21 protein-coding genes are annotated in these 15069 nt (G+C 65.5%); 12 read left to right on the plus strand and 9 right to left on the minus strand.

Going from position 1 to position 15069, the window contains the following annotated elements; translation table 11 throughout:
• The coding region (locus ACK4SV_RS09120) for a hypothetical protein (protein WP_409917607.1) at window positions 1-152 on the minus strand (152 nt) is incomplete at its 3' end.
• Between the two features lie 169 nt (window positions 153-321).
• Between ACK4SV_RS09120 and ACK4SV_RS09125 the strand changes: the two genes are divergently transcribed.
• The gene (locus tag ACK4SV_RS09125) at window positions 322-513 is read left to right on the plus strand and encodes a hypothetical protein (RefSeq protein WP_409917512.1); all 192 of its coding nucleotides are present in this window, start codon (window positions 322-324) and stop codon (window positions 511-513) included.
• Window positions 514-517: 4 nt separating this feature from the next.
• On the opposite strand, the gene ACK4SV_RS09130 is transcribed toward ACK4SV_RS09125, so the two are convergent.
• A complete protein-coding gene (locus ACK4SV_RS09130; protein ID WP_409917513.1) occupies window positions 518-1375 on the minus strand; it encodes a 50S ribosomal protein L11 methyltransferase in 858 nt (285 codons plus the stop codon).
• 56 nt (window positions 1376-1431) lie between these two features.
• The gene (locus ACK4SV_RS09135; RefSeq protein WP_409917514.1) at window positions 1432-1830 is read right to left on the minus strand and encodes a DUF1330 domain-containing protein; all 399 of its coding nucleotides are present in this window, start codon (window positions 1828-1830) and stop codon (window positions 1432-1434) included.
• A gap of 157 nt (window positions 1831-1987) precedes the next feature.
• Between ACK4SV_RS09135 and ACK4SV_RS09140 the strand changes: the two genes are divergently transcribed.
• From ACK4SV_RS09140 to ACK4SV_RS09185, 10 genes are all read left to right on the plus strand, one after another.
• A complete protein-coding gene (locus ACK4SV_RS09140; protein WP_409917515.1) occupies window positions 1988-2353 on the plus strand; it encodes a PRC-barrel domain-containing protein in 366 nt (121 codons plus the stop codon).
• Between the two features lie 188 nt (window positions 2354-2541).
• Window positions 2542-2835 carry a TM2 domain-containing protein gene (locus tag ACK4SV_RS09145; protein WP_409917516.1) on the plus strand — a complete coding sequence of 98 codons (294 nt, stop codon included), beginning with the start codon at window positions 2542-2544 and terminating at the stop codon, window positions 2833-2835.
• A gap of 159 nt (window positions 2836-2994) precedes the next feature.
• On the plus strand, window positions 2995-3468 hold the full coding sequence (locus ACK4SV_RS09150) for a VOC family protein (protein ID WP_409917517.1): 474 nt from the start codon (window positions 2995-2997) through the stop codon (window positions 3466-3468).
• Window positions 3465-3800 carry an ArsR/SmtB family transcription factor gene (locus ACK4SV_RS09155; RefSeq protein ID WP_409917518.1) on the plus strand — a complete coding sequence of 112 codons (336 nt, stop codon included), beginning with the start codon at window positions 3465-3467 and terminating at the stop codon, window positions 3798-3800. Before ACK4SV_RS09150 ends, ACK4SV_RS09155 begins: the two co-directional genes overlap by 4 nt.
• The gene (locus ACK4SV_RS09160) at window positions 3797-4267 is read left to right on the plus strand and encodes an SRPBCC domain-containing protein (RefSeq protein WP_409917519.1); all 471 of its coding nucleotides are present in this window, start codon (window positions 3797-3799) and stop codon (window positions 4265-4267) included. Before ACK4SV_RS09155 ends, ACK4SV_RS09160 begins: the two co-directional genes overlap by 4 nt.
• A 32-nt stretch (window positions 4268-4299) precedes the next feature.
• Window positions 4300-5214, plus strand: coding sequence for a peptidylprolyl isomerase (locus ACK4SV_RS09165; RefSeq protein WP_409917520.1), 915 nt, complete (start codon window positions 4300-4302; stop codon window positions 5212-5214).
• Window positions 5215-5392: 178 nt separating this feature from the next.
• A complete protein-coding gene (locus ACK4SV_RS09170; RefSeq protein ID WP_409917521.1) occupies window positions 5393-6688 on the plus strand; it encodes a macro domain-containing protein in 1296 nt (431 codons plus the stop codon).
• A 140-nt stretch (window positions 6689-6828) separates the two neighbouring features.
• Window positions 6829-7863: a ribonucleotide-diphosphate reductase subunit beta gene (locus ACK4SV_RS09175; protein ID WP_409917522.1), complete on the plus strand. Its 1035-nt coding sequence runs from the start codon at window positions 6829-6831 to the stop codon at window positions 7861-7863.
• A 207-nt stretch (window positions 7864-8070) separates the two neighbouring features.
• Entirely contained in the window at window positions 8071-9801 is a 1731-nt protein-coding gene (locus ACK4SV_RS09180; protein ID WP_409917523.1) for a DNA polymerase III subunit gamma/tau, read from the plus strand.
• 38 nt (window positions 9802-9839) lie between these two features.
• Window positions 9840-10163 (plus strand): YbaB/EbfC family nucleoid-associated protein, encoded by a 324-nt coding sequence (locus ACK4SV_RS09185; protein WP_409917524.1) that lies wholly within the window; start codon window positions 9840-9842, stop codon window positions 10161-10163.
• Between the two features lie 112 nt (window positions 10164-10275).
• On the opposite strand, the gene ACK4SV_RS09190 is transcribed toward ACK4SV_RS09185, so the two are convergent.
• The 3 genes from ACK4SV_RS09190 to ACK4SV_RS09200 form a co-directional block, all read right to left on the minus strand.
• A complete protein-coding gene (locus ACK4SV_RS09190; RefSeq protein WP_409917525.1) occupies window positions 10276-10524 on the minus strand; it encodes an HNH endonuclease in 249 nt (82 codons plus the stop codon).
• The gene (gene folD, locus ACK4SV_RS09195) at window positions 10521-11408 is read right to left on the minus strand and encodes a bifunctional methylenetetrahydrofolate dehydrogenase/methenyltetrahydrofolate cyclohydrolase FolD (protein ID WP_409917526.1); all 888 of its coding nucleotides are present in this window, start codon (window positions 11406-11408) and stop codon (window positions 10521-10523) included. Before folD ends, ACK4SV_RS09190 begins: the two co-directional genes overlap by 4 nt.
• Window positions 11409-11516: 108 nt before the next feature.
• Window positions 11517-11810 carry a YggT family protein gene (locus ACK4SV_RS09200; protein ID WP_409917527.1) on the minus strand — a complete coding sequence of 98 codons (294 nt, stop codon included), beginning with the start codon at window positions 11808-11810 and terminating at the stop codon, window positions 11517-11519.
• 162 nt (window positions 11811-11972) lie between these two features.
• Here ACK4SV_RS09200 and ACK4SV_RS09205 point away from each other — a divergent pair, with 162 nt between their 5' ends.
• Window positions 11973-13217 (plus strand): MFS transporter, encoded by a 1245-nt coding sequence (locus ACK4SV_RS09205; RefSeq protein ID WP_409917528.1) that lies wholly within the window; start codon window positions 11973-11975, stop codon window positions 13215-13217.
• A gap of 5 nt (window positions 13218-13222) precedes the next feature.
• On the opposite strand, the gene ACK4SV_RS09210 is transcribed toward ACK4SV_RS09205, so the two are convergent.
• From ACK4SV_RS09210 to ACK4SV_RS09220, 3 genes are all read right to left on the minus strand, one after another.
• Window positions 13223-13720 (minus strand): hypothetical protein, encoded by a 498-nt coding sequence (locus ACK4SV_RS09210; protein WP_409917529.1) that lies wholly within the window; start codon window positions 13718-13720, stop codon window positions 13223-13225.
• Window positions 13721-13725: 5 nt separating this feature from the next.
• Window positions 13726-13962, minus strand: a complete 237-nt coding sequence (locus ACK4SV_RS09215; protein ID WP_409917530.1) for a helix-turn-helix transcriptional regulator — start codon at window positions 13960-13962, stop codon at window positions 13726-13728.
• A gap of 288 nt (window positions 13963-14250) precedes the next feature.
• Window positions 14251-15024, minus strand: a complete 774-nt coding sequence (locus ACK4SV_RS09220) for an SDR family oxidoreductase (RefSeq protein WP_409917531.1) — start codon at window positions 15022-15024, stop codon at window positions 14251-14253.
• Between the last annotated feature and the right edge of the window lie 45 nt (window positions 15025-15069).

Genomic DNA, 15069 nt, shown 5'->3' on the forward strand with positions numbered 1-15069 from the left:
TCATTCGCGTCCGGCAGGTACTCGTTCTGGTACTCGTCGTCATGCGGCACATAGAAGCCATCAAGGCCCTGGGCAGCGAGTTCACGGCGAAGGAGCGGCAGGTGGGCCCGGCCGTCCTGCGGCCCGCCCTTGATGTCGAATGTCTGTCTCATGGGTCCTTCTTAACCCGCAGGCGGAGTGCCGCAAAGCAATCGAGCTATGCTATTTTTCATACCGATTTCGGCTTTGCCATACTTTTTTGGAAAGCTCTCTCGCCTATATACCGGCCGAACACGGACAATGCTGCACCGCAGCAATAGAGACTTTACAAAGGGTTAACCAATGAAAACCGAAATCAACCTCGCCCCGGCGGCCGATATGGTCATCGAGAGCGTCATGCGCCCCGCCATGGTCAATGAAGTGACCGGCCCGATGCTGGCCCCGCGCCGCGCCGAAGCTGCTGCCGAGCCGGCCCGCCTGAACATCCTCGCCCGCCGCTACGCCCGCTGGGACCGCCGCGCCGTCCGCGGCTAAGCCCCTACCTCGCCTTGCGGAACACGAGGCTGGACCAGCCGTCGCGCTTGATGCGGCGCTGGAACAGCATCCCGTGCCCCTCGAAAGCGGCTTTCACCGGGCCGGCCTGGTGGTGCAGCAGCCCTGACAGGATGATCACCGCGCCGGGCGCCGAGAGGCGCTCGATCTCGGGCGCGAGCCCGATCAGCGGCTTCATCAGGATATTGGCGAAGATCGTGTCATACGGCCCCGCGCGCCGCAGGCCCGGATAGTTGGCGCCGCGCACATGGTGGACGAAGAACCGGCTGACCCGGTTCTTGCGCCCGTTCTCGCGCGCAACAAAAACCGAATCCCGGTCAATGTCCGTGCCATAGGCGAGCTCCGCCCCGGTCTTCAGCGCGCCGATCGCCAGCACGCCGGACCCGGTGCCAAGGTCCAGCACCCGCCCCGGGCGCCGGTGGCGGCTCGCTTCTGCCAATGCCAGCAGGCAGCCAAGCGTAGTGCCATGATGGCCGGTGCCGAAAGCTGGTCCCGCCTCGATGAGGATCGAGGTCTTGCCCGGCGAGGCCTTGGCGAGGGCATGACTGCCCGCCACGACGAACGGCCCGGCATGAACCGGCGGCAGGCCTTCCAGCGACATCGTCACCCAGTCGCGCTCGACAATCTCCTCGATCCGCGCGGTCAGCTCCGGCGCGGCCTCCTCGATGATCGCGGCGCACTCTTCGGCTTCTTCCAGCGTTTCGGCGAAGGCATCGAGCCGCCAGCCGCCGCGCGTATCTTCCTTCGCATCGACGGCGCCGGCCGGCGAGGGGTCTGCCCAGGCGAGGGCATCCCAGGCTGTTTCAATGGGCCCGCGCGGGCCTTTGGCGGTGATCTGGTACATGGGCGGCGGGGTTAGCAGGCTGCCTTAGGAATGAAAAGCGCCCCGTTGCGCGCCCCTCAGGGCGCCCTGCCCTCCACCACCATCAGGCGCGAGACGGCCGTTGCCCGGCGGATCGGCGCGATGGCGGCATATTCCGGGGAAACCTGGAAGGCTTCGGCCGCCGCAAAGCTCGGAAACTCGATCACTACGAGGCGCCCGGCCGGCGGGGCGCCCTCCCAGGAGGCGCTGCGTCCGCCGCGCACCAGATAGACCCCGCCATACTGCGCGACCAGCGGCCCGGCAGCGGCGACATATGCCGCATAGGCCTCAGGATCGGTGACTTCGATTTCCGCAATCACATATCCTTTCGGCGTCGCGGGCGCCTCAGACGGTGCCGCCGTAGAGGCACAGGCCGCGCCGATCAGCAGCCCGGGGAGCAGCGGCGTGGCCAGTCCCCGCCTTGTTATCCTGATCATCGCTTTCCCTCCCGAGGCGGCACATCTGCCAGCTATCATCCGATGACGGAGCATACGCCGCAGCCCCTGCCGACGCAAACCTGATCAGGATTTAACAGAACTTTTTCCCGGCCTGCGCGTTCCCTCAGCATACCCCAACCGAAAGAGGAGTAGTGACATGCCAACCCCCAGCGGCCACACCACCGCCATCCCCGCCAGCCGCACCATCGGCACCAGCGTCTACAACATGGACGGCGAAAAGATCGGCAAGGTCGAGGATGTGATGCTCGACAAGACCGAGAACACGATCATGTTCGCGGTTGTCGGCTTCGGCGGCTTCCTCGGCATCGGCGAGAAATACCACCCCCTCCCCTGGTCCTCGCTCGATTATAACAAGGACAAGGATGGCTATATCGTGCCGTTCTCCAAGGAACAGCTTGAAGCCGCCCCGGCCGACAGCATCGACGAGCTGACGCGCAATGATGGCCGCCAGGTCCGTGACGCGGCTTACAGCTATTACAAGGTCCAGCCCTACTGGCTGTAAGGCCGGCAGCAGGCAAACCGGCGGGCGGGCGGGCGCAGAGGCGCTCGCCCGCTTTTCGCATCCCGGTTTTCACATGAGGGCTGCTCGCAGCCGGGCTGAAAAATCTCGTCGATAAACGATAATTTTTCTGGATATCCGGCCCCGGCATTCTTATATGTTTATCGATAAGACTTGCAGGAGGGCCCGCCATGAGCTTCACCACCAATGACATGATCCTGATCGAGACCAGGGTGGCGACCGAGCGCAAGAGCGCCGGCGCGGCCTATCTCCTCTGGTTCTTCCTCGGCTGGGTCTCGGCGCACCGCTTCTATCTCGGCAAGCCGGTGACGGCGATCCTGCAGATCCTCAGCTATTTCATCCTCGTCGGCTTCCTCTGGTGGCTGCTCGACCTGTTCCTCATCCCGGGGATCATCGACCAGAAGTCCGGCGAAGTGCGCGAGGACATGACCCGCGCCCTGCGCCGGCGGGGCCTCGGCTATTAAAGCCGGGGGGCGGGCTGACCTCCTCACACCAGACGCCCGGGCCCCGGCTGCGCAGTCCGCGCCGGGGCCTTTCCTTTTTATTCCCGCGCTTGCGGGAGTCTGATTGACTATTTATTTTTACGATTTTATAAATATGTCCAAAAATGGGAAGGAACTAACATGTCCGAACATTACCGTCCGAAAGGCCTCTCCAGCGCTGTCAGCTATGTCGATCCGAAAGCCGCCTTCCGCTGGCTGGAGGAGGCCTTCGGCTTCGAGCCGGTCATGGTCATCCTCGATGAGAACGACAACATGGCTCATTCCGAGATGAAGCATGGCGATAGCGTCGTGATGATCGGCAGCGAGTGGAGCGAGGATCATCGCAGCCCGAAGAATACGGGCGGCAAAAACACGCAGAGCCTGCATGTCCAGCTGGCCCGGGGCGAGGATATCGACGCTCATTGCGCCCATGCGCGCAAGGCCGGCGCCGAAATCATCCAGGCACCCGACACCCAGTTCTATGGCGACCGCACCTACCGCGCGCGCGACCCGGAAGGCCATGTCTGGACCTTTGGTGTCACGATCGAGGAAAAGACCCCGGCCGAATGGGACGCGGCGACCGGCGGGGCCCTGCGCACGCAGACCCGCCTGTGAGCCGCGCCGCCCGGCTTGATCTTGTCTTCACCGCGCTCGCCGATCCGGATCGGCGCCGCGCAGTGGAACTTCTCGGCCAGCAGCCGCGCAGCGCGGGCGAGCTGGCGGGCGCACTCGGTCTCGCCGCCCCGGCGATGAGCCGGCACCTGCGCCTGCTGAAACAGGCCGGGCTTGCGGAAGAGACTCATCCGGAATTCGATGCGCGCGTGCGCATCTATTCCCTGAAGGAGGGCGCGATGGCAGACCTCAAACACTGGCTTGCGGACACAGAGACGATGTGGGCGGATCAGCTCGCCGCCTTCAAGGCGCATGCGGAGAACCGGCGCAAGTGAGCGCAGTCATCGTCTCGCTGCGCGTCGCCGTCTCGCCGGAGGATGCCTTCGATACGTTTACGGAGGACATCGGCCTGTGGTGGCAAGCATCGGAGTTGTTCCAGATCACGCCGCGGGGGGATGGCACATTGTCTTTCGACAATCGCGAACGCCTGATCACCACCCTGCCCAATGGCAATGTGTTCGAGATCGGCAGGGTCCGCGTCTGGGAACCGGGCCGCCGCCTAGCCTTCAGCTGGCGGCAGGCGACGTTCACGCCGGATCAGCTGACCCATGTCGAGATCATGTTCGAGCCTGTGGGCGCGGAGACCCGCGTCACCGTCACCCATCGCGGCTGGGACGAGATCCCGCAGGACCATGTCGCCCGCCATGGCTTTCCCCTCGCAGCCACGCAAATGCGCCTTGCCGAAACCTGGCGCGGGCGCCTTGCCGCCTATGCCGGCCGGATCGGCCCTGCCCGAGATTGACGCGCGCGCCGGTCTCGCCGACAGTCGCGCCCATGACGCGCGCTATTGCTGCCTTCGCCTTCCTCCTCGCCGCCTGCGCCGCGGGCCCCGCTGCGCCGACAGAGCCTGCTCCGGCGCCGCCTGCCTCCAACTGGCGCGCGGTCGATCCGGAGAACCTCATCCTGATCGACGTGCCGACCGGGACATTTGCCATCGAGCTTTATCCCGATTCTGCCCCCGCCCATGCCGCGCAGATCCGCGCCGCGGTCCGCGCCGGCTTCTATGACGGGGAATATTTCTACCGCGTCATCGAAGGCCATGTCGCCCAGGGCGGACGCGAGTTTGACCAGGCCCTTGAAGGCTGGCCCACCCTGCCCTTCGAGGCAGAACGCGCCGTCAACCGCGATGGCTTCGTGACCCATGGCAATGCAGATCCCTTCGCCCCGGAAGTGGGCCACCGCCACGGCTTTGCTGTCGGGCGCGAGGGCGAGCAGGAATGGCTGCTCAACTGCCCCGGCACGCTGGGCATGGCGCGCAATGATCCGCCGGGTTCCGGCTCCACCGAAATCTTCATCCCGCTGCAACCCCGGCGCTATCTTGACCGCAACTACACGATCTTCGGCCGCGTCATCGACGGGCTGCAGCATGTCCACCGCCTGCCCCGCGTCGATCCGTCAACGGAGGAAGAGACCGAAGCATTGTTCGGCGACGATCCCGAACTCGCCCACCAGATACGCCAGTGGCGCCGCTCGAAACTCGCGGAGAATGTCATCCTCTCCGCCCGCATCGCCGCTGACCTGCCGGAGGAGGAGCGGCCCGCCTTTGAAGTGCTGATGGTGGAGTCCGAAGAATGGGACAGCCGCAAGGCTGCGCGCCGGGATTTTTCCGCCATCCCGGCCTTCATCTCCCCACCGCCGCAAATCCTCGAAATCTGCTCCCTGCCCGTGCCCGTGCGCCGCGCGGAGTAGACCCTGCGCCCCGGAAAGCCGGCCAGACGCCAACCTTACGCATTTATAATCTGCCCTAAATCCTGCAGGATTCAGGGCCCTAAGCCTTGGCGCGCGCCCATCTGTCATTTTCCGTCCGTACACGGCCTTGCCAGCATTCCAGCGGCATAGTTTCGTGATGCCTGAGAGGGCTGGATACATGGCGTTCGAAGGCAAACCCAACGGCACCGAACGGGCCGCAGACACCGAAACACGCGGCGCGACAGGCCGGCGGTGTTTCGTCATCCTCCCCTGGCCAGCGGGCGATGACGCCGCCGCAAGGGTCGATTTCGAAGCCGTCTATAACGAGCTTATCCGCCCCGTGGCCGAAGACCTCAATCTCGATTGCCTGCGCGCCGACCGGGTCAGCCGCTCCGGCCTCATCCACAAGGAGATGATCGAGAACCTCCTCGAAGCCGATGTCGTCATCGCCGATGTCACACTGGGCTCGCCGGACGTCTATTTCGAGCTCGGCATCCGCCAGACCGCGCGGCGCGCAGGGACCGTCATCCTGCGCCATGCGGGCAGCGCCGTACCCTTCTCCATCGCCGGCATGCGCGCGCTCGACTATGACCTTGAAGGCCGCGCCGGCATCGCCCGCCAGCAGGTGATCGAGGATTGCCGCGCGCTCCTGCGCACGCACATTCGCAACAGCCTCGATAATCCGAGCACGGACAGCCTGGTCCATACGCTGATGCCGGGCCTCGGCGTCGCCCTGCCCGACCGGCCCCTGCCCGAGCGGCGCTACCTCTCCTACCGTATCGGCGCCGCCGGCCCGAAAGCGCCGAAGACAATAGACCTCGTCACCGGCGACATTGCCGGCATCGACGATGTCGATGTCTGGGTAAACCCCGAGAACACGCGGATGGAATTCGGCCGTTTCCATGACGAGTCCGTGTCCGCCGCCATCCGCTATCTCGGCTCGCGCCGCGACCGGCATGGCTTCGTGCGCGACGATGTCATCGCCCGCCAGCTCGCCCGGCGCACCGGCCGCCACCAGCAGCGCAGCGGCGTTGAGCCCGCAACCATCCTCGCCACCCCGCCCGGCCGCCTTGCCCGCACCAACCGGGTGCGCCTCCTGCTGCATGCCGCCGCCTATCAGGGCGAGCCCGGGCGCGGCTACCGCCTCATCGGCAATTACCGGCGCTGCGTCGCCCATGCGCTGGCCGCCACCGATGCCCACAATCGCAGCCTCGGCGTGCGCCTCCGGCCGAAATCCGCGCTGCGCTCGGTGCTCATCCCCCTCTTCGGCACGCGCAGCCCCGGCGACAGCCCGCATGAGCGCGCCTTCGGCCTCGTCCAGACCGCGCACCAATACCTCGTGAACTGGCCGGATTCGAAGATCGACCGCGTCGTCTTCCTCTGCCACACTCAGGCGGACCTCGACCTCGCCCAGGCCGCGCTCTACCGTCTGGGCCTGAAGCTGATCAGCGGGCCGCGCCCCGGCAAAACCTGACGCAGCGCACCGTTCCTGTGAGTTTCGGCCTCTGCGGCAAAGACACATCTTGCGCCATTAACCACTTTCAAACACTATATATGGTGTTCTGAAGATCTTCTGATTGCCCCCAGATTGCCCAACGGATGGAGTTTCGACCCATGGCCACCGCACGCACCGACCTTCCCGGCCTCCTCACGCCGAGCCGTGCCTACAAGCCGTTCCGCTATCCCTGGGCCTATGAATTCTGGAAAAAGCAGCAGCAGGTCCACTGGATGCCGGAGGAAGTGCCCCTCGGCGAGGACTGCAAGGACTGGGCGGTCAAGCTGACCGATGCCGAGCGCAACCTGCTCACCCAGATCTTCCGCTTCTTCACCCAGTCGGATGTCGAAGTCGGCGCGAACTACATGGAACACTACATGCCGCTGTTCAAACCGGTGGAAGTGTCCATGATGCTGTCCTCCTTCTCCAACATGGAGACGATCCACATCGCGGCCTATGCCCTGCTGCTGGAAACGATCGGGATGCCGGACAGCGAATTCTCCGCCTTCATGGAATACAAGGAGATGGCGGCCAAGCACGACTATCTCGGCCAGTTCGGCACCGAGACAAATGAAGACATCGCCGTCTCCATGGCCGTGTTCGGCGCCTTCACCGAGGGCCTGCAGCTGTTCGCCAGCTTCGCCATGCTGATGAACTTCCCGCGCTTCAACAAGATGAAGGGCATGGGCCAGATCGTCACCTGGTCGATCCGCGATGAGAGCCTTCACTGCGAAGGCATGATCAAGCTGTTCCACACCTTCTGCGCCGAAACCGGCGTGATGAACGATGCCCTGCGCGAGCGTATCCGCGAGTGCTGCCGCACGGTGGTCAGCCTTGAGGACAAGTTCATCGAGCTCGCCTTCCAGATGGGCCCGGTCGAAGGCATGACCGCTGACGACATCAAGCAGTATATCCGCTACATCGCCGACTGGCGCCTCAACCAGCTGAAGCTGGAACCCATCTTCGGCATCACCAAACACCCCCTGCCCTGGCTGACCGAAATCCTGAACGGCGTGGAGCACGCCAACTTCTTCGAACAGCGCGCGACGGAATACTCCAAAGGCGCCACCAAGGGCGACTGGCACGGCGATGACGGCGTCTGGAGCCGCTTCGACGAACGCCGCAAAGCGCCGGACACCGTCCCGGCGGAGTAGGCCATCTAAAAGCCCCTTCTCCCTTGGGAGAAGGGGTTGGAGATGAGGGGGCGAGCCCTCTCACAGAAGTACACCCATTCAGCTTTGCTCCCCCTCACCCCTGCCCCTCTCCCAAGGGAGAGAGGTACGTTGCACTGTCGTTTAGCCGGCCCCGCTGAACTCCCGTTTGCGCCCCCGCCGCCGCGCCGCTAATGTCCGCGCAGGCCCATGAGCACAGACGATTCCTCCACAGGCGATGATGCCACATGCGCACTCTTTGGGGGCGATGCGGCGCCCGTGCGCGGCAAGGCCTATGAGGTGCTCGCCCGCAAATACCGCCCGCGCCGGTTCGAGGACCTGATCGGCCAGGAAGCGATGGTGCGCACGCTGTCCAACGCCTTCGAGACGGGCCGCATCGCGCATGGCTTCATGCTGACGGGCGTGCGCGGCATCGGCAAGACGACCACCGCCCGGCTCCTCGCTCGCGCGCTGAATTATGAGCCTGCCGCCAAAGGCAAGAAGGCGAAATCCTCCGGTCCCAGTATCCATCTCGACCCGCCCGGCTTGCATTGCGAAGCCATCATGGCGAGCCGGCACCCGGATGTGCTGGAGCTCGACGCCGCCTCCCGCACCGGCGTCGCCGATATGCGCGACCTGCTGGACTCTTCGCGCTACGGCCCGGTCTCGGCGCGCTACAAGGTCTATATCATCGACGAAGTGCACATGCTGTCGAATGCGAGCTTCAATGCGCTGCTGAAGACGCTGGAAGAGCCCCCGCCGCACCTCAAATTCATCTTCGCAACCACCGAGATCCGCAAGGTTCCGGTCACCGTCCTCTCCCGCTGCCAGCGTTTTGACCTCAAACGCCTCGACAGTGCGGAGCTCGCCCGCCACCTCGGCAACATCGCCGGCACGGAGGGCGCGAACGTCTCCGAGGAAGCCCTCGCCCTGATCGCACGGGCGGCCGAAGGTTCGGTGCGCGACGGGCTCTCCCTGCTCGACCAGGCCATCGTCCAGACGCTCGATGGCGAGGCGGTCACCGCGTCTGCGGTGCGCGCCATGCTGGGCCTCGCCGACCGCAGCCGCCTGTTTGATGTGTTCGCCCGCGCGCTGTCGGGCGATGCCGCCGCCGTCCTCACCGAACTTCAGGAACAGATGGGCGACGGGGCAGACCCGGCCACCGTGCTCAAGGACATCCTCGACATCGCCGCCGACATCGCCATCGTGCAGGCCGCCGGCGACAGCTGGACCCCGCCCGGCCCCGCCGACTGGGCGAGCCAGACCCGCGCCCTCGCCCAGCGCCTCACACCCGCCCAGGCAGCCCGCAACTGGCAGCTCTTGCTGTCGGGCTACAGCGATTTGCAGCTGGCGCCGGACCCGGCGACCGCGCTGCGCATGGTGCTCTTGCGGCTCACGGCCGCCTCCCGCCTGCCCTCTCCGGAAGAGGCGGCGCGGATAATTGCGGAGGGCCGTTCCCCGCCGGGAAAGCCTGAACCGCCCCCTGAGGCAGCGCCCGCAACGGCCGGCGCCATCACCAGCTTTGCCTCGCTCATCAGCGCATTGGAGGAAGCCCGCGAGGTCGGCCTGCAGGTCGATGTCGAGCGCTATGTGCGCCCCTCTGCGATGACAGCCGGCACCCTGTCCTGCGCGCTGGCCGGCGGCGCCCCGGCAGGCCTGCTCGGGCGGATCAAGGCGTTCCTGGAGGAACATACCGGCGACAGCTGGACCGTAGAGGAAGCCATCACGGATGCTGAATCCCTGCGTGAGCGCCAGCGCCGCGAGAAGGCCGAACGGATCGAGGAAGCCAGCCGCCACCCGCTGATCGCCGAAACCCTCGCCGCCATCCCCGGCACGCTGATCCTTGACGTTTCGGAAGGCGCCTCCGGCCTTGAAAGCGCAGGCGACGGGTCCCACCTCGGCAGCAATGTCATTGACCTGAAGACGCGCCGCCCGGCCTGACGTTTTCGCCAATCCCCTTCTTCCCGGAGAACCCAACGATGAAAGACCTCGCCCAGATCATGCAGCAGGCCCAGGCCATGCAGGCGAAGATGGCCGAAGTGCAGGCCAAGATCGAGGCAACCGAGGCTGACGGCGTTTCCGGCGCGGGCATGGTGCGCGTCCGCCTCAAGGGCAAAGGCGAGCTTGTCTCCGTCAGCATCGACCGCAGCCTGATGGGCGATGATCCGGAAATCCTCGAAGACCTGATCAAGGCCGCCCACAGCGATGCGCGCCGGCGCCTCGACCAGGCGATGGAAGAGGCGATGAAATCCGCGACCGCCGGGTTTGGCGGGCTCCTGCCGGGCTTCAAGCTGCCGTTCTAAAGCGGCGTTCCGAAAAGCGGGAACCGGTTTTCGGAAAAACGCCGTGACAATTCAAAGACTTAGAACATCGGGCTGATTCAATGAATTAGCCCGATGTTCCAGCGCGAGGCGTTCAGCCCGCCCCTTTGCGCCAGTTGCATTCTGCATGCGCCAGCTGGAGGTTTTCCGGCCGGTCGCTGCCGCCGCGCGCCCTGGCGCGGATATGGTCAAAGCTCGGGCGCTGTTTCTTCCAGACCGAGGCGTGCGCAGTCTCGAACCTGTGCTTCGGCATCGGCTTGCCGCAGAGGGCACAGCGGCCCTCCTGCCGTTCCCAGAGCGCCCGGAACAGGGGCGTATCCGGCGGCGCGAAGCCCTGGCTCACAGCTGAGGCGGCACAGCCCAGCCGCGCCGCGCGCAGGCCGCCAGCACCGTATTGCGCAGGAGGCAGGCAATCGTCATCGGCCCCACCCCGCCCGGCACCGGCGTGATGAACCCGGCCACTTCGGCGCAGCTTTCGAAATGCGCGTCGCCCACAAGCCGGGTCTTGCCCTCGCCCTTCTCCGGCGCGGGCACGCGGTTGATGCCCACATCAATCACCGCCGCGCCGGGTTTCACCCAGTCGCTGCGCACCATCTCCGCCCGGCCAACGGCTGGCACCAGAATGTCCGCCGTCCGGCACAGCGCCGGCAGGTCCGCCGTGCGGCTATGGGCGATGGTGACCGTGCAGTTCTCAGCGAGGAACAAAAGCGCCGCCGGCTTGCCGACCAGGATCGACCGCCCGATCACCACGACATGTTTCCCCGAAAGGTCAGGTCCGAGCGCATGTTTCGCAAGGATCACCGAGCCGACCGGCGTGCAGGGCCGAAGCCCCGGCTTGCCAAGGCTGAGCCGCCCGGCAGACATCTCCGTCAACCCGTCCACATCCTTGGCCGGATCGATCCGCTCGATTGCTGCATCAGCATCGAGCCCCTCCGGCAGCGGCAGCTGCAAGAGGATGCCATCAACCTCCGGATCAGCATTCAGCGCCGCAATCAGCCCCTCGACCTCTGACTGGGACGCAGACGCCGGCAGCCGGTGATGGACCGAGCGCATGCCCGCCTCTTCGGTCGAGCGCACCTTGTTGCGGACATAGACCTCGCTGGCCGCATCATCGCCGACGAGCACCACCGCCAGCGTGGGGGCGCCCGGCAGGCCGGCGACCCCTGCCGCGACGCTGGAGCGCACACCGGCCGCCACGGCATTGCCATCAATCCGGATCGCGCTCATTGCCAGCCCCGCAGGATTCCCGGCCGGGCAGGAAACGCCCTTCAGCCATTGGCGCGCTCTATGCTCCGAGTCCGGCGCCAAGTCAGCCTCAGGAGGGCAGTTTCCACATCAGAAAAGCACGGCGCTATAGGCATAGCGGACAATGACGGACTGGAGGAAAAAGATGATCAGCAACACGATCAGCGGCGTCAGGTCGAGCCCCTGCATCTGGGGCAGCAGGTTTCGGATCGGCCGGTAGACCGGCTCTGTCAGTCGCTCAAGCCCCGTCCAGATCGACCGGATGGCCGGATTCTGCAGGCTGAGGACATTGAACGCCACCAGCCAGGACAGGATCGCCTGGATGATGATGATCCACGAGACGATGCGCAGGATCACCAGAATGACGTCAAGGATCGCGGCCATGCCTGCCATCTCCATTCGGATTGTTGCAATACAGTGCGCCAGATAGGGTGAACCGCCCCCCTCGCGCAAGCGCAGCCCTGCCACACCCTGCCGCAAGGACAGGGTTTGGCATAGCCAGAGACGCGCCCTAGCGTGATGGCCAAAGGGGCATCCGAACAGAATATGGCAGACACCGAACACCCTCTCCTGCCGCTGAGCGCGTTCCAGAAAGGGATGCTGCTGCTGGCCTCCATCTCGATGGGCGCCGGCATGAGCATCAATTTCGTGGTGGTCGCCCCCCTAACCCGCAAGGCCGGCCTCGGCGAGGTGGAAGTGGCCGCCATCCTGACCCTGTCGACCGCGCTCTATGCCATGATGATCCCGCGCTGGGGCCGGATCGCCGACCGGATCGGCCGCAAGCGGGTGATGGTCTTCTCGCTCATCATGATGGGCCTGACCAATATGGCCTTCCTGTTCACGCTGGACGCAGCCCTTGCCGGCGCGGTGGCGGGCACATCGCTGCTGCTGCTGCTGGTCTTCGTGCGGCTATGGTTCGGCCTGCTTACGCCCGGCCTGCAGCCTGCCTCGATGGCGGCGATGACGGACGCAACCACGTCGCGCGACCGGGCGGCCGGCCTCGGGATGCTCGGCGCAGGCATGAGCATCGGCTCGATCCTCGGCCCCGCCGGCGCCGCTGCGCTCGCCCCCCTCGGCGCGCTCGCGCCCCTGTGGGGCTCCATCGTCTTCTCCATCGCAACGGGCCTGCTGATCGGTTTCACCCTGCCCGCCACCAAGCCCCGCCCCCGCAACCAGGCCCGCCCCAAGCCGCTCTCCATGTTCGATGCGCGGGTGCGCCCGCACCTCACTTTCCTCGTAGCCTATTTCATCGGGGTGGGCATGGTGCAGCAGACGCTCGGCTGGTTCATCGAGGACCGCTACCGCCTGCGCGAAACCTATCCCGACACCGCCGGCCAGACGGCCGTGCTGTTCACCGGCATCGCCTTTGCCTGCATGGCGGCGGCCACGATCCTCGTCCAGTTCGGCTATATCTCGCGGGTAAAGCCCGATCCGCGCCGCGTGCTCTGGCTCGGGCTGGCGATGGTCTGTGCGGGGTATATCGCGGCTGACCTGTTCTATGAATTCTGGGTGCTGTGCGCGGCCTTCTTCCTGGTGGGCGCAGGCTCGGCGCTGGCGATCCCGTCAGCCAATGCCCTCGGCAGCCTGTCCGTCACGCGGGAGGAGCAGGGCTCAGCCGCCGCGCTGCTCTCTGCCGCCCCGCCTGCGGGCTTCATCTTCGGGCCTCTGATCGGCGCAGCGCTCTACCAGGCCGGGCACGCCCTGCCGCTGATCGCCTCCGCCATCGTCGTCGGCGCGCTGGCGCTCTATGCCTTCCTCGTCACGGCGCGGCGCCCGCTCGGCACCGGCTGACGGCCTCACTCCTCCTCGGGCGGCGCCTGCCTGAAGGCAAGGATGGCGCCCGGCAGCGTAAAGGACAGCAGGATCAGCCCGCCGAAGATGCCGTTCCAGTGCCCGCCGGAGGTCGGACGCCACAGGTCCAGCTTGCCGGCATCCGCAAGGTCCGCCGTCAGCATCAGGTAGAGCACGCCCATCAGCACGACCCCGGAAAAGATCGCATGGGCCTGATAGGTCGCCCGGTTGCGCTCGGCGCTTTCGCGCTCATCCAGCACGCTTTCCGGCTCCTGCGCCTGACGCTGCAGGCTGCTGCCCGCCAGCACCGCAAACAGGATGAACACGCCGGCAATCATCAGGAGCCCCGCCACACTCGCTGCCGTCTCGCCCTCCCAGCTTTCCGGCAGCATCTGCAACAGGCAGCCCAGCGGATAGAGCACATAGATGCCAATGAAGATCCGGCGTGCGGCTGGCAGCGACAGGCTGCGGCCGCCGGGATTGGCTTTGGTGCGGATGAACATGGCGATCAGGACTCCGGCTCTCTGAGGATCTTGGACAGGGGCGCAAACGGTTTCAGCGAAAACAGCTGCTCGACCGGCACTTCAAACAGGGCGGAGAGTTTCAGCGCGAGCTCGACCGAGGGCGCATAATCGCCCCGCTCGAGATAGCCGATGGTCTGGGGGTTCACCCCGACCTTCTCCGCAATGTCCTTCCGGCTCAGGCCCCGCTCGGCCCGGAACACGGACAACCTGTTATGCACCATGATCAAAACATCTTTTATCACTGTTGATATGTTGTGTTTACACAACAATTCATTGCGCGTCAATAGGAGATTTTTTTGGGGGGATGCACCTCGGCAGGCACACCCCCCTCGAGAGGAACGCCCAGCCTCCACCATCGTCACGCCCGGCGGGCGTCAGCCCGTCTGGGCGCCCATCTCCCGCCCTGTCCGTGTGCGTCGCGGGACAGAATCGGAGATGGGCACCCTGATGCGCTGACGCGCATCGGGTGTGACGAAACAACTGAGGGCAGAGGAATATAGGCCAGCCGCCTACATCGCGCTGATGCCGCCATCCACTTTCAGCTCGGCCCCGGTGACGAGCTTGGATTCGTCCGATGCCAGATACAGCACCGCATAGGCAATATCGTCCGGCTCGCCGACCTTGCCGAGCGGGATCTGGCGGCCGAGCTTGGCGAGGGCCTGTTCCTCGCCGAACATTTCCTTGGTGCGGTCAAGGATCGGCGTGTTGATGAACACCGGGTGCACGGAGTTGCAGCGGATCTGCCCGCCGGTCTTCGCGCAGTGCAGCGCCACCGATTTCGACAGGTGGCGCACAGCCGCCTTGGCCGTGTTGTAGGAGACGTAGTTGCCGCTCGCGATGATGCCCGCAATGGACGAGATATTGACGATCGAGCCAAGCCCATGCGCCCGCATCAGCGGGATCGAATACTTGCAGCCGAGGAAGATCGAATCGACATCCACCGCCTGCACCTTGCGGAAGGTCTCATAGTTCTCATCCTCGACCGAGCCGAGCGAGCCGATCCCCGCATTGTTGACGAGGATATTGAGCCCGCCCATCGCATCATGCGCGGCCTGGGCCACTTCCTTCCATCGCGCCTCATCGGTCACATCCTGCTCGAAGGCGAAGGCGGTGCCCGCCCCATGCGCCGCGTTGATGCTGGCCGCGACCGCTTCGGCGCCTTCGCCATTGATGTCGGTCAGCGTGACCTTCGCGCCTTCCTTCGCCAGCATCCGCGCGATGGCTTCGCCCAGCCCCTGCGCGCCGCCCGTTACCAGCGCTTTCTTTCCCTCAACCCGGCCCATGGCATCCTCTCCCTGTTGTCTCGTGCTGCTGAGCCCTAGCAGGCC

It is taken from the genome of Hyphomonas sp. (genome assembly GCF_046313735.1).
GTDB lineage: Bacteria > Pseudomonadota > Alphaproteobacteria > Caulobacterales > Hyphomonadaceae > Hyphomonas.